This window comes from Kribbella sp. NPDC049584, assembly GCF_040675555.1.
Lineage (GTDB): Bacteria > Actinomycetota > Actinomycetes > Propionibacteriales > Kribbellaceae > Kribbella.
Map to the genome: position 1 here is coordinate 947314 of NZ_JBFAPF010000001.1, position 12725 is coordinate 960038.

A 12725-nucleotide genomic window follows, 5' to 3' on the forward strand; every position below is an offset into this window, starting at 1 on the left:
CCCCTGTCATGACCACACACATCGACCGGCGGCGCTTCCTGCAGGCCGGACTCGCGGCCGGCGTACTCGCACCGCTGCTGGCCGCCTGCAACCTCGACCCCGCGGCGAAGGAGGCGAAGAACTCGGTCCGCTTCTCGAGCTACGGGGACCCGACGAAGCTCGGCCTGCGCAGCAAGCTCGCGGACAAGTACACCGCGACCCATCAGAACGTGAAGATGGTCTTCGAGGGCACCGCGACCGCCGAGTACTGGGACAAGCTCGCCACGCAGATGGCCGGCGGCAACGCCCCGGACGTCATCAATATCGACGCTCCCCGGATCGGCCAGTACGGCGCGGCAGGAGCGCTGCAGTCCCTGCAGAAGTACATCCCGGACACCATCGACACCAAGCCGATCGATCCCAACCTGCTGGTCCAGGGCCAGTTGAAGGGCGAGCAGTTCGGCATCCCGATCGCGATGAGCACCTACAGCATCGGGTACGACGTGACGGTGCTCGACCAACTCGGTCTGGAGCACCCGAAACCGACCTGGACCTGGGCCGAGTACGCGACGCTGGCGAACCAGATCCGGCAGAAGTCCGGCAAGAAGATCTACGGGGCGGAGGACCCCAGCGGGGACACGGCCTCGTTGCAGATCTTCCTGCGCGGCAAGGGCGAGGACCTGTACAAGGACGGCTCGCTCGCCTTCACCGATGCCTCGCTGACCGAGTGGTTCGAATACTGGGCCGCGTTACGGGCCACCGGCGGCACGATCCCCGCCGACATCGCAGCGCAAGCCGTGTACGGCGACTGGCCGAACGGTCCGCTGGTCAAGAAGCAGGCGGCGCTCGCGCATATCCAGACGCCCAACCTCAAGGGCGGTTTCCAGGACCTGACCGACCACACCATCGACATCACGCTGCCACCCCGGCACACGAAGGCCGGCAAATGCGGGACCTTCCCGGCACCGAGCAGCTTCCTGTCGCTGAACGCCAAGAGCCAGCGTCTGGACGACGCGGCCGCCTTCATCAACTGGTTCGCCAACGGCGCCGACGCCGCGAAGACCTTGCGGCTGATCAGCGGACCGCCGGCCTCGTCCGAAGGGCGCGACGTGCTCGTCAAGGGCAGTGACCTGTCGGCGAGCGAGAAGCAGGTGCTGGCTTACACCGACCTGGCGTTGAAGAACTCCTCGCCGCCGCCGCAGGCCTCGCCCGCTGCCTCGACCGCGGTCGGCGACCTGTTGCTGAAGGTCAGTCAGGACATCGCCTTCAACAAGATCTCGATCAAGCAAGGCGTGCCGAAGTTCATGGCCGACGCCGCCAAGACCCTCGACGGCAAGTGATTGGAGCCCTATGAACGAGCAGAACCCCGTCACCACCGGCCGCACCGCCATCTGGGCCATGGAGCAGCTCGTCCAAGCCCTGGCAGAGAAAGGGATCACAGCCACGGACCCGCCGGTGCGACTCGCCACTCCGGACGAGGTCCCGGCGGCGGACCTCTCAGACGTGCCCGAGTCGTACGCCGTACTCCGCGTCGACGGCGAGATCGTTGTCGTTAGCAACGACGAGATCGGCCTGCGCTGCGGAGTACTCGAACTCGCGGACCGGGTCGCCGCGGGCGAAGATCTCGCTGGTACGACGCCTTTCGCCGAGCAGCCCGCCGTACCGGTCCGGGGTGTGGTGCGGTCGTTCTCCAGCGTGGACGAGGACTCGCCGTGGTTCCACGACCAGCGGTTCTGGACCGAGTACCTGACCTGGCTGGCCGCGTCGCGGTTCAACCGGTTCCACCTGGCGCTCGGCATGCAGTACAACTACGGCGCTGATCGGCACGGTGCGACCGACAACTACCTGTGCTTCGTCTATCCGTTCCTGTTCGACGTAGACGGCTACGACGTACAGGCCGAGGGCGTCGGCGCCGACGAGCAGAAGCGCAACCTCGACACCCTGCGGTTCATCGCTGCCGAGAGCAAGCGACGCGGGCTGAAGTTCCAGCTCGGGCTGTGGAACCACGCGTACGACTACGGCCGCGACTCGGTGCATCGGTACCCGATCACCGGGATCGGTCCGGACACCCATGCTGAGTACTGCAAGGCCGGTATCGCCAAGCTGCTCACGGAATGTCCCGACATCGACGGGCTCACCTTCCGGGTGCACTACGAGGGCGGCATCCCCGACGACAAGCACGAGATCTTCTGGCGGGCGGTGTTCGAAGGCGCGAACTCGGTCGGCCGGCCACTCGAGGTCGACATGCACGCCAAGGGCGTCGACCAGGCCCTGCTCGACGCCGTCGACCTGCCGAACCTGTCCCCGGTGCTCTCGGCGAAGTACTGGGCCGAGCACGTCGGCCTGCCGTATCACCAGGCCTCGATCCGGGCCAAGGAGACGGCCAAGCCGATCCCGCCCGGCCACGAACTGAAGGGCATCACCGAGTTCTCCCGCCGGTTCACCCGCTACGGGTACGGCGACTTCCTGCGCGAGGACCGGAACGTCGACCTGATGTTCCGGGTCTGGCCGGGAACCCAGAAGTTGCTGGCGTGGGGCGATCCCGCGATCGCGGCCGGCTACGGGCGGCTGTCGACGTTCGGTGGATCCCGCGGTGTCGACCTCTGCGAACCGCTGTTCTTCAAGGGACGCAAGGGCAGCGGCGAACCGGGCAAGCGCGACCCGTACGTCCGCGAGGACCTCAGGTTGTCTGACAACCGGGAGTGGACGAAGTACCGCTACGGCTACCTGTTGTGGGGTCGGCTGCTCTACAACCCCGACGCCGAGCCCGAGACGTGGCGTCGTCACCTGCGCGCGACGTACGGCGAGGCTGCCGCACACGTCGAGGACGCCCTCAGCCCGCTGAGCCGGATCCTCCCGCTGGTGACCGTGGTCCATGGCGTCGGCGGATCGAACAACGGCTACTGGCCGGAGGTGTACCTGAACCTCCCGATCTCGTCGCGCGTCGAGTCGCCCCACTACGCCGCCGACACCGACCCGCCCGTGAACTGGGGCGGCGTGAGCCCGTTCGACCCGACGACGTTCTACGCCATCGACGAGTACGTCGCGGCGCTGGCGAGCGGCTCGGTATCGGCGAAGTACACCCCGCTCGAGGTCGCCGCGTGGATCGAGCGACTCGTCGACGACGGCCGGCAGGCTCTCGACCGCGCTCGTGAAACCGCGGACGAGTCGGACGCGCAGGTCCGCCGGGTCCTGATCGACCTGGAGATCCTGGTCCGGATGGGCCGGTTCTTCGCCGGCAAGTTCCGGGCCGCGGTCGACTACTCGATCTATCGGACCACCAAGCAGGTCAGTGCCCTGGAGTCGGCGGTCAAGGCCTGCCAGGCGGCGCGGGACGCCTACGCCGAGATCCCGGGCATCGTCGACGGCGTCTACCAGCCCGACCTGCGGTTCGGGATCGAGACGTCGGAACACGGTCACTGGGCGGATCGGGTCCCGGCCATGGACGCCGACCTCGCAGCCCTCGAGGAGGAACTGAAGGAGGCGACCGGCACGCAGCAGGTCACCCAGTTGGCCCAAGCGCCGACCCGGCCGGCCACCGCCGGCGTCGACCACAAGGTGCCGGAGAGCTTCGACCGGGGCAAGCCGGTCACGCTGTCGCTGGAAGTCGTGGAGCCAGATGTGATCGGTGCAACACTGCACTACCGGCACGTGGACCAGTCGAAACCCTGGCAACAGGTCCCGATGGAGCTGTCAGGGCAGACGTTGTCCGGCACGATCGACGGTGAGTACACGTCGTCGACGTACCCGCTGATGTACTTCTTCAGCGTGCAGCACCGGGCCGGTGGGCAGGCGCTCTACCCCGGTCTGGCCGCCGACCTGTCCAACCAGCCGTACGTCGTTCTGGGTTCCTCGACCGTCACCGGATGATCGCTGCGATCACGACGATCGCGACGAGCGCTGCCAGCACGACCGAGGTGACGAGTCGACGAGTCCGGGGGTCCACTTGCTCAGGCTAGTGGACCCCCTCCGGCTCATTCACACCAGTGGGGTCCGGGTTGTGTGGACAGTGACGAGTGGTTCGGGGCGGTGTACGCCGCGGGGGCGGTAGCCGAGGGTGTCGGACAGGCCCAGGTAGTCGGACAGTAGCCAGATGATGGCCAGCCACATCTCGGTGCCTTGGAGGCCGGGGATCGCACGGTCGTCGGTGCCGTCGGGAGCGAACGCGAAGCCGGCGCCGTCGACCCAGCGCGGGAGGATCGCGCGCAGTTGTTCCTCGGCCCAGCGGCGACCGTCCTGCTCGCCGTACGTCGTCTGCTTGCGGGCCAGCCACAACGGGTGGATGACGTCGAGGATGTTGCAGGAGTTGTAGTTGTCGCCGGTGAACATGCGGCGGTCGTTGCTATGAGCAAGTACCGTCGCGACCGCCTGTTCGGGGTACGGCAGCGGGAGGCCGAACTGCGCATAGGTGCCGCGGGTGAGGCGGTAGAAACCGTTCACGACCTGCAGCCAGCCGTCGTCGGGATGTTGGTGACCCCAAGCACCGGTCGTTGGATCGACCCTCGTGACGAGCCAACCCATCAGGGCCTCGAGCGGCCCGGACTCGTCGTGGTCGAGGAGATTCCGGGCGATCGCGGTGCCGAGGTGATCGATACCGGACCCGGCCGACCAGGACCTTCTTGCCCAGGGCAAGTTGTCCAGCTCGGCGAAGGTGAACGTGGTGTCGATCGGGTGCTCGAAGTTGCTGCCGAGGAGCTGGAGCGCATAGCCGACACACAGCACGTGGTAGCCGGCCGGCCCTTCCAGGACAGAGAGTTTGCTGTCGTCCGGCAGGTCCAGCCCGGAGTCGGAGAGGTCTCCTGGTGCGACCAGTCCGGTCTTCGGGTCCTGTCGGTGACGCAACCGGCGGACCAGGTCGTCGCGAGTGTGACCGAGCGGAGTGCGACGTACCAGCAGGTCGGCGATCTCGATCGCGTCGCACCATGGACGCACCGCCGGCTCGTGGCCGAGGTCAGGACGGTCGACGAAACGCTCACCGTCCCAGCAGCGAGCGAGTACGTCGTCCACCTGCGAACGCGCCTTCGCGGCGAACGCGGTCAACTGGGTCCGGAGGTCACCTGACATGGAGGATCCTGTTCGCGAGCGGAGGACGCGGGCCGGGTTGCCGGCGGCGACCGAGTTGGCCGGGACGTTCTTGGTGACGACCGCGCCGGCGCCGATGATGGTGTGCGGGCCGACCGTGACGCCGTCGAGGATCGTCACGTTGGAACCGATCCAGACGTCGTCGCCGATCGTGATGCCGAGGGCGGTGTGAGGTTGCTTGAAGATCGGCTGACCGGGAGCCGTGCCGTGGTTGAACGCGAGCAACGACGTGTGCGCGCCGATCCGTACGCCGTCGCCGATCGTCACGTTGCCGCGGACGGCGGAGAACGGGTTGATCGTGGAGTCGGATCCGAGCGCGATGTTCCCGGTGACATAGGCGTGCGCGGCGATGTACGAGCGCTCCCCCATCGTCAGCTCGTCGCAGTACACGGCGGCCGACTCCGCGACGTACACGTCGGCGGCGAGCCGGACCGACCCGCCGAGGCGCGACTGCCGCTCGGCCTGGCGATCGCGGTCGGCGTCGGAGGCGGTTCGCTTGTACTCCCACGGCAGGAAATCGAGTCGCAACGGCTCATTCGGCAGCATGGGAAAACGCTATCCAAAAGACGAGAAGCCCGCCAGCCCCGAAATGCCGCTGCTAATCTCCCCTCTGTGCGGGGAGCCAGGCGATGACGACGAGCGGATCTGTGACCGACGGCGGTGAGGTCGGCGACGACGGTCCACAGGGCAGCACGCGCCGGAGTCATCGGGTCACGATCAGCGATCTCGCGCAGCGGTTGCACATCTCGAAGGCGTCGGTCTCGTACGCGCTGAACGGGCGGGCCGGCGTCAGCGAGGAGACCCGGCAGCGGGTGCTCGACCTGGCCGAGGAGCTGGGCTTCCACCCGAACTCCGCCGCGGTCGCGCTGTCGGCCAGCCGGACGCGGACGATCGGGATCGTCATCGCCCGCGACCCGGCGCTGATCTCCACCGAAGCGTTCTACATGCGCACGTTGGTCGGCATCGAGCAGTACCTGAACGAGGTCGACTCGTCGCTGCTGCTCCGGCTCACCGGCGAGCACGGCGAGGATCTCGACGTACTGCGGCGGTGGTCGCGGCAGGGACGCGTCGACGGGTTCATCCTGTTCGACGAGCACGACGACGACCCCAGGATCCCGCTGCTGAAGGAGCTCGGGGTGCCGTGCGTGGTGGTGAGTTCGAACGCGCCCGACGATTCGGTCGGGCGGTTGATCAGCTCGTCGGAGGAGACGGTCGAGCTGCTGCTCGATCATCTGGTCGAGCTCGGTCACCGCAACATCGCGCATATCAGCGGGCCGTTCACGTTCGTCCACGAGCGGTTGCGGGTGCAGGTCCTGCAGGAGCAGGCCGAGCGGCGCGGCGTCGCCGTACGGCAGATCGAAGGCAGCTATCGCTACGACGACGGCGCCGAGCTGACCCGGCAGTTGCTGGCCGATCCGGATCCGCCGACCGCGATCGTGCTCGGCAACGACCTGATGGCGGTCGCGGCGCTGCGGGTGGCGATGGATCTCGGTACGGCGGTGCCGGCCGAGGTCTCGATCCTCGCCTGGGAGGACTCGCCGCTGTGCGAACTCGCCCGGCCCGGCATCACCGCGGTCAACCAGAAGACGATGGAACGCGGGCGGGCGGCTGCCGATTTGCTGCTCCGGATCGTCACCGGCGAGAGCGAAATGCACGAGGAAGCCCCGGCGGGCGAGCTGAAGGCCCGGGATTCCAGCGGTCCGGCGCCTTTCTGACCACTTTCAAGACTCTGTGAATTCACCCGGATTCGGAGAGTGTTGGATTGCGTTTGCCGTGGCCTCGCGAGAGGTTGGATCAGTCACGAGGTCGTAACGAAGACCCCGGAACTGAACCGGTTAGGGTTTCGAAACTTAACCGGTTAGGTCAGTATGGGGCCGATCCGCCTTCGCAGCTCTGTGGAGGCTCGACGGGACGAGGGAGTCCGACGTGAGACTGCGTTCGTTTGTAGCCGCGATGGCGGCGACCGCCATGGGAATCAGCCTCGCCGCGTGCGGCGGTGGCGACAAGAATGACTCCTCCGGCGGCGGTTCCGGTGGTGACCAGACGCTGACCTACTGGGCCAGCAACCAGGGCACCAGCCTGGACAACGACAAGGAGGTGCTGACCCCGGTCCTGCAGAAGTTCACCCAGGACACCGGCATCAAGGTCAACCTCGAGGTGATCGGCTGGAACGATCTGCAGACGCGGATCCAGACCGCGATCACCTCCGGCCAGGCGCCGGACGTGGTCAACATCGGCAACACCTGGGCGGCCTCGCTGCAGGCGACCGACGCGTTCCTGCCGTTCGACGGCGACGCGATGGGCGCGATCGGCGGGAAGGACAAGTTCGTGCCGACGGCTCTGGCGACCGGCGGCAAGGAGGGCACCGACCCGACCTCGGTCCCGCTCTACGGTCTGGCTTACGGCCTGTACTACAACAAGGCGATGTTCGCGGCGGCCGGTCTGCAGCCGCCGAAGACCTGGGAAGAGATGGTCACCGACGCGCAGAAGCTGACCAATCCCGCGAAGAAGCAGTGGGGGATGGCGCTGGCCGCCGGCAGTTACACCGAGAACGTGCACTTCGCGTTCATCAACGCCGCGCAGAACAAGGCCGACTGGTTCGACAAGGACGGCAAGCCGACCTTCACCGGTGACGGCAACGTGCAGGGCGTCCTGCGGTACCTCGACCTGATGCAGAAGGACAAGGTCGCGAACCCGTCGAACGCGCAGTACGACAACGGCACCAAGTCGGTGAACGACTTCGCCACCAAGAAGGTCGCGATGGTCATCAACCAGAACAACGCCGACTCCTCGATCGTTGCCAACGGCATGAAGGCCGGCGAGTACGGCGTCGTGCCGTTCCCGGCTCCGGCCGGCGCCGAGCAGGTCGCCAGCCACGTGGCCGGTATCAACCTGTCGATCTTCAAGAACACCAAGCACAAGGACGCGGCGCTGAAGTTCGTCAAGTACATGACCGACGCGCAGACCCAGACCACGCTGGGCAAGCCGTTCTCCTCGCTGCCGGTGCTGAAGGACGCCAAGCCGGTCTTCACCACCGACGCGGCCGAGGCGGCGACGTTCCAGGACGTCTACAACACCAAGTCCAAGCCGCTGCCGCTGGTGCCGGCCGAGGACCAGTTCGAGAGCACCGTCGGCAAGGCGATGAACTCGATGTTCGCCAAGATCGCCACCGGTGGGACGGTCACCGCCGACGACGTGAAGGCGGCCCTGAAGACCGCCCAGGATCAGGTGGCCGCAGGTAGCTGACCCGCGCTCGGTGGCCCGGACTACTCGTCCGGGCCACTGCCCGCGTCAGCCCCCACCCCCGATCCGACAGACAGGAGGCGACCAGTCGATGTCCGTCGCCACACAGGAAGCGACGCCGGCCGCCGCGAAGCCTGCGAAGAAGAAGACCAAACGCGGCCCCGAACACCGTCCCGGCCTGAACCGGTGGCTGCCGTATCTGCTGCTGGCGCCGGCCGTGCTGGCCGAACTGCTGATCCACATCATCCCGATGCTGGTCGGCATCTGGATGAGCTTCATCAAGCTGACCAAGTTCTTCATCGCGAACTGGTCCGCGGCTCCGAGCGCCGGACTCAACAACTACAAGGTCGCGCTGGACTTCAACAACGCGGTCGGTGAGGGCTTGCTGAAGTCGTTCGGCGTCACCGTCGCCTTCTCGCTGATCACGGTCGCGCTGTCGTGGGTGCTCGGGATGGCCGCGGCCGTCGCGCTGCAACCGCCGTTCCGCGGTCGCGGCATCATCCGGACGTTCTTCCTGGTGCCGTACGCGTTACCGGCGTACGCCGGGATCCTGACCTGGAACTTCATGCTCCAGCGCGACACCGGCGCTGTGAACCATGTGCTGAACCAACTGCACCTCAGCGACGGCCGGACGTTCTGGCTGATCGGCAGCAATGCGCTGGTCTCACTGATCACGGTCGCGACCTGGAAGCTGTGGACGTTCGCGTTCCTCACGCTGATGGCCGGACTGCAGAGCATCCCGGGCGATCTGTACGAAGCCGCGTCGGTCGACGGCGCCGGCAACCTCCGGCAGTGGCGCAACATCACGCTGCCCTCACTGCGACCGGTCAACCTCGTGCTGGTGCTCGTCCTTTTCCTGTGGACGTTCAGCGACTTCAACACGCCGTACGTGCTGTTCGGTACGGCGCAGCCGCCGGCCGGTGACCTGATCACGTTCCACATCTACAACGCGTCGTTCCTGACCTGGAACTTCGGCACCGGTGCGGCGATGTCCGTCCTGCTGCTGATCTTCCTGATGATCGTCACCGGCGCGTATCTGCTCGTCACCGGAAGGAGGTCGCGTCGTGCGTGAGACCCAGGGGTTCAAGATCTACCGCGGTGTCGTGCTGACGGTTCTCGGCCTGTTCGTGCTCGTCCCGCTGTACGTGATGATCACGTCGTCGCTCAAGCCGCTGAAGGACGTGCAGGGCGCGTTCAGTTGGTGGCCGTCGAACCTGACGATGACGCCGTTCGTGGATATGTGGAAGACGGTGCCGCTGGCCCGGTACTTCGTGAACAGCACGATCGTCTCCGTGTCGGCGACGGTGTTCTCGGTGGCGATCGCGATCCTGGCCGCGTTCGCGGTGTCGCGCTTCCGGTTCCGTGGGCGGACGGCGTTCACCACGACGGTGTTGTCGACGCAGATGTTCCCGGGCGTGCTGTTCCTGCTGCCGTTGTTCCTGATCTTCGTGAACATCAACAACTCGTTCGGGCTGCAGCTGGTCGGGACGCGGCTCGGATTGATCATCACGTATTTGACGTTCAGCCTGCCGTTCTCGATCTGGATGCTCGCCGGGTACTTCGACAGCATCCCGCGCGAGCTGGACGAGGCTGCGCTGGTCGACGGCTGTGGGCCGATGGGCGCACTGTGGCGCGTCGTACTTCCCGCTGCGCGACCTGGCGTGATCGCGGTCGCGATCTACTCGTTCATGACCGCGTGGGGCGAGGTTCTGTTCGCCTCGGTGATGACGACCGAAGCGAACCGCACCCTGTCGGTGGGCCTACGCCAGTACTCCACCCAGACCAACATCTACTGGAACCAGATCATGGCCGCCGCGCTGGTCGTCAGCGTCCCGGTAGTCATCGGCTTCCTCCTGGCCCAGCGCCACTTCGTCGCCGGCGTCACCGCGGGCGCCGTCAAGTAGCGGACGTCCGTCACTGACCAACCTCCGCCTGGCAAGACTTCTACCGCTCACCGAGCGAGGCGAACAGGTCGACAGGGGAGGTTGGTCAGTGCGGGGAGTCCGCCCGCTAGCTGAAGAGTTTTTCGCCCCAGTAGGTGCCGGGGGTTACGCCGGGTGGGCAGGCGAAGATGCCGGAGCCGACGTGGTGGATGTACTCGTTCATCGTGTCGTGCTTGGCGAGTTGGTTCTGGATCGGGATGAACTGCTTGCGCGGGTCGCGCTGGTAGGCGAGGAAGAAGAGGCCGGCGTCGAGGCGGCCCAGGCCGTCGGAGCCGTCGACGAAGTTGTAGCCGCGGCGGAGCAGTTCGGCGCCCTTGTTGAAGGTCGGGTGGGCGAGCCGGACGTGTGAGTCGACCGGGATCTTCGGCCGGCCGTCGGTCTGCTTGGCGTTGAAGTCGAGGGTGTCGAACTCGTCTGCCTTGCCGAGTGGGGCGCCGGTGCCCTTGCCGCGGCCGATGATGCCTTCCTGCTCGCCGAGCGACGTACGGTCCCAGATCTCGATGTTCATCCGGATCCGTCGCGACACCAGGTACGAGCCGCCGACCATCCAGTCCGGGCCGTCCTCGGGCTGCACCCACAGTTGCTGCTCGAGCTTGTCGGCGTCCTCGAGCTTGAGGTTGTTCGTGCCGTCCTTGAAGCCGAACAGGTTCCGCGGCGTCGCCTGCGCCCGCGACGTCGACGACGTACGGCCGAATCCGAGCTGGGAATACCGTACGGCGACGCGGCCGAAGCCGATCCGGGCGAGGTTGCGGATCGCGTGTACTGCGACCTGCGGATCGTCGGAGCAGGCCTGTACGGCGATGTCGCCGTACGAGCGCGTCGGGTCGAGGTCGTCGCCGATGAAGTGCGGCAGGTCGACCAGAGCCTTCGGGCGTTTCGCGGCGAGGCCGAACCGCTTGTCGAACAGCGACGGCCCGAACCCGACGGTGATCGTCAACCGAGCCGGCGGCAGACCGACCGCCTCGCCGGTGTCCTCGGGCGGAGCCTCGTCCGGCCCGTTCACCGCACCGTACTGACCGATGTCGCGCCCGGCCGTCAGCAGCGCGGCCGCGGCGGTCCACTCCTTCAGCAGCGCGATCAGCTCGTCCCGACTCGTCGTCGTCACGTCGAACGCCGCAAAGTGCAGCCGATCCTGAACCGGCGTCGTAATACCGGCCTGATGCGGCCCATGAAACTCAACCGGCCCGGTGTTATCAGCCGCCTGCGAGGGTTCGCTGGTGAGGGCCGAGTGCGCGGCGTACCCGGCAACACCCGTCGCAACCGCTGCTCCCGCGGCCCCGAACAGGCCGCGCCGCGAAATTCCTTTGCGCTCGGTCATTTGTGGGCGATTACTCCGGCTACTTGGCTGACCGGCTCGGCGAGGCCGTCGACTACGGCGCCCAGGGCCTTCTTCTCGGCTTCGGAGGCGGTGTACGGCTTGAAGCCTTCGCCGTCGCGGTACTTGGCCAGCGCCGCGAAGACGGCCTTGAAGTTCGTGTCCAGCTGGGTGACGAGCGCCGCGTCGCGTGACTGCAGCGCCGGGCGGAGCGCCTGGACGGCTGCCTGCGAACCCTCGACGTTGGCCTGGAAGTCCCACAGGTCGGTGTGCGAGTAGCGGTCCTCCTCGCCGGTGACCTTGCCCGTCGCGACCTCGTCGAGCAGTTCCTTCGCGCCGTTGGCCAGCTGCAGCGGCGTCAGCTTCACCACCTTGGCCTTCGCCACCACGGTCTTCACGTCGGCCAGCAGCTGATCGGCGTACTTCTCCATACCCTTCGTCGAGTTCGAGACCCAGAGCGCCTGCTCGATCCGGTGGTACCCGGTCCACTCGGTGCCCGGCTCGACATCGTTGACGCGGGCATCGATCTTCGGGTCCAGGTCGCCGAAGGATTCCGCGACCGGCTCGATCCGCTCCCAGTACGTCCGCGACACCGGGAAGAGCGCCTTCGCCTTCGCGACGTCGCCGGCCTTCACCGCGGCGACGAACTCTGCGGTCTTCTGCTCCAGCGCGATCGCCTGCGAGTTCACGTAGCGCTGGTAGCTCGTGGTCGCCTGCAGCAGCTCGGTGTCGGTGTCGGCCTGCGCGGCCGCGGCACCGGTCACCGTGAGGTCGCCGCGGATCCCGTCGCCGACCATGCCCGGCTTGCAGACCGCCTGGTACTTGCCGGTCGGCAGCTCGACGATCAGGTCCCGCTTCAGGCCCGGGCCGATGTTCTCGACCTCGCCCATCACCCGGTCGCCCTCGGCGTACACGTAGAACTCGGTGATCTTGCTGCCGCTGTTGGAGACCGAGAACGTGCTCGTGCCGGCCTTCACGTCGCGGCGGCTCAGGTCACAGCCCGAGTCGGAGGCCTTCACCGAGATCGGGCCGGTGCCGTCGTCGTTGGCCGCAGGCTCGTCCTTCGCGCACGCGGTCAGCGCGCCGATGCTGAGGACGACGCCGAGGACGGCGGCCCGGCGGGGCAATGAGCTGGACATGGTTCTCCTGAGCGGGGATGTGAG

The 12725-nt window shown here is 66.9% G+C and carries 9 protein-coding genes; 6 read left to right on the forward strand and 3 right to left on the reverse strand.

Going from position 1 to position 12725, the window contains the following annotated elements:
• Positions 1-8: 8 nt before the first annotated feature.
• Positions 9-1319, forward strand: coding sequence for an extracellular solute-binding protein (locus AB0J62_RS04715; protein ID WP_363864424.1), 1311 nt, complete (start codon positions 9-11; stop codon positions 1317-1319).
• Between the two features lie 10 nt (positions 1320-1329).
• Positions 1330-3849, forward strand: coding sequence for a hypothetical protein (locus AB0J62_RS04720; RefSeq protein ID WP_363864426.1), 2520 nt, complete (start codon positions 1330-1332; stop codon positions 3847-3849).
• A 108-nt stretch (positions 3850-3957) separates the two neighbouring features.
• Here the strand turns inward: AB0J62_RS04720 and AB0J62_RS04725 are convergent, their stop codons facing one another.
• The gene (locus tag AB0J62_RS04725; RefSeq protein ID WP_363864428.1) at positions 3958-5607 is read right to left on the reverse strand and encodes an acyltransferase; all 1650 of its coding nucleotides are present in this window, start codon (positions 5605-5607) and stop codon (positions 3958-3960) included.
• An 83-nt stretch (positions 5608-5690) separates the two neighbouring features.
• Between AB0J62_RS04725 and AB0J62_RS04730 the strand changes: the two genes are divergently transcribed.
• The 4 genes from AB0J62_RS04730 (at position 5691) to AB0J62_RS04745 (ending at position 10208) form a co-directional block, all read left to right on the forward strand.
• Positions 5691-6776, forward strand: a complete 1086-nt coding sequence (locus tag AB0J62_RS04730) for a LacI family DNA-binding transcriptional regulator (protein ID WP_363864430.1) — start codon at positions 5691-5693, stop codon at positions 6774-6776.
• A 211-nt stretch (positions 6777-6987) separates the two neighbouring features.
• Positions 6988-8307: a sugar ABC transporter substrate-binding protein gene (locus AB0J62_RS04735; protein WP_363864432.1), complete on the forward strand. Its 1320-nt coding sequence runs from the start codon at positions 6988-6990 to the stop codon at positions 8305-8307.
• Positions 8308-8395: 88 nt separating this feature from the next.
• The gene (locus tag AB0J62_RS04740) at positions 8396-9376 is read left to right on the forward strand and encodes a sugar ABC transporter permease (RefSeq protein ID WP_363864434.1); all 981 of its coding nucleotides are present in this window, start codon (positions 8396-8398) and stop codon (positions 9374-9376) included.
• Positions 9369-10208, forward strand: coding sequence for a carbohydrate ABC transporter permease (locus AB0J62_RS04745; protein WP_363864436.1), 840 nt, complete (start codon positions 9369-9371; stop codon positions 10206-10208). The genes AB0J62_RS04740 and AB0J62_RS04745 overlap by 8 nt, the downstream gene beginning before the upstream one ends.
• A 106-nt stretch (positions 10209-10314) precedes the next feature.
• Here AB0J62_RS04745 and efeB read toward each other — a convergent pair whose 3' ends face one another.
• Both efeB and efeO read right to left on the reverse strand, forming a co-directional pair.
• The gene (gene efeB, locus AB0J62_RS04750; protein ID WP_363864438.1) at positions 10315-11565 is read right to left on the reverse strand and encodes an iron uptake transporter deferrochelatase/peroxidase subunit; all 1251 of its coding nucleotides are present in this window, start codon (positions 11563-11565) and stop codon (positions 10315-10317) included.
• On the reverse strand, positions 11562-12701 hold the full coding sequence (gene efeO, locus AB0J62_RS04755; protein WP_363864440.1) for an iron uptake system protein EfeO: 1140 nt from the start codon (positions 12699-12701) through the stop codon (positions 11562-11564). The genes efeB and efeO overlap by 4 nt, the downstream gene beginning before the upstream one ends.
• Positions 12702-12725 lie beyond the last annotated feature (24 nt).

What these genes read in the sequence shown, in the direction of transcription:
- efeB (WP_363864438.1), bottom strand. Translation starts at nt 11,565, where the DNA reads ATGACCGAGCGCAAAGGAATTTCGCGGCGCGGCCTGTTCGGGGCCGCG.
- AB0J62_RS04725 (WP_363864428.1), bottom strand. Translation starts at nt 5,607, where the DNA reads ATGCTGCCGAATGAGCCGTTGCGACTCGATTTCCTGCCGTGGGAGTAC.
- AB0J62_RS04740 (WP_363864434.1), top strand. Translation starts at nt 8,396, where the DNA reads ATGTCCGTCGCCACACAGGAAGCGACGCCGGCCGCCGCGAAGCCTGCG.
- AB0J62_RS04730 (WP_363864430.1), top strand. Translation starts at nt 5,691, where the DNA reads ATGACGACGAGCGGATCTGTGACCGACGGCGGTGAGGTCGGCGACGAC.
- efeO (WP_363864440.1), bottom strand. Translation starts at nt 12,701, where the DNA reads ATGTCCAGCTCATTGCCCCGCCGGGCCGCCGTCCTCGGCGTCGTCCTC.
- AB0J62_RS04720 (WP_363864426.1), top strand. Translation starts at nt 1,330, where the DNA reads ATGAACGAGCAGAACCCCGTCACCACCGGCCGCACCGCCATCTGGGCC.
- AB0J62_RS04715 (WP_363864424.1), top strand. Translation starts at nt 9, where the DNA reads ATGACCACACACATCGACCGGCGGCGCTTCCTGCAGGCCGGACTCGCG.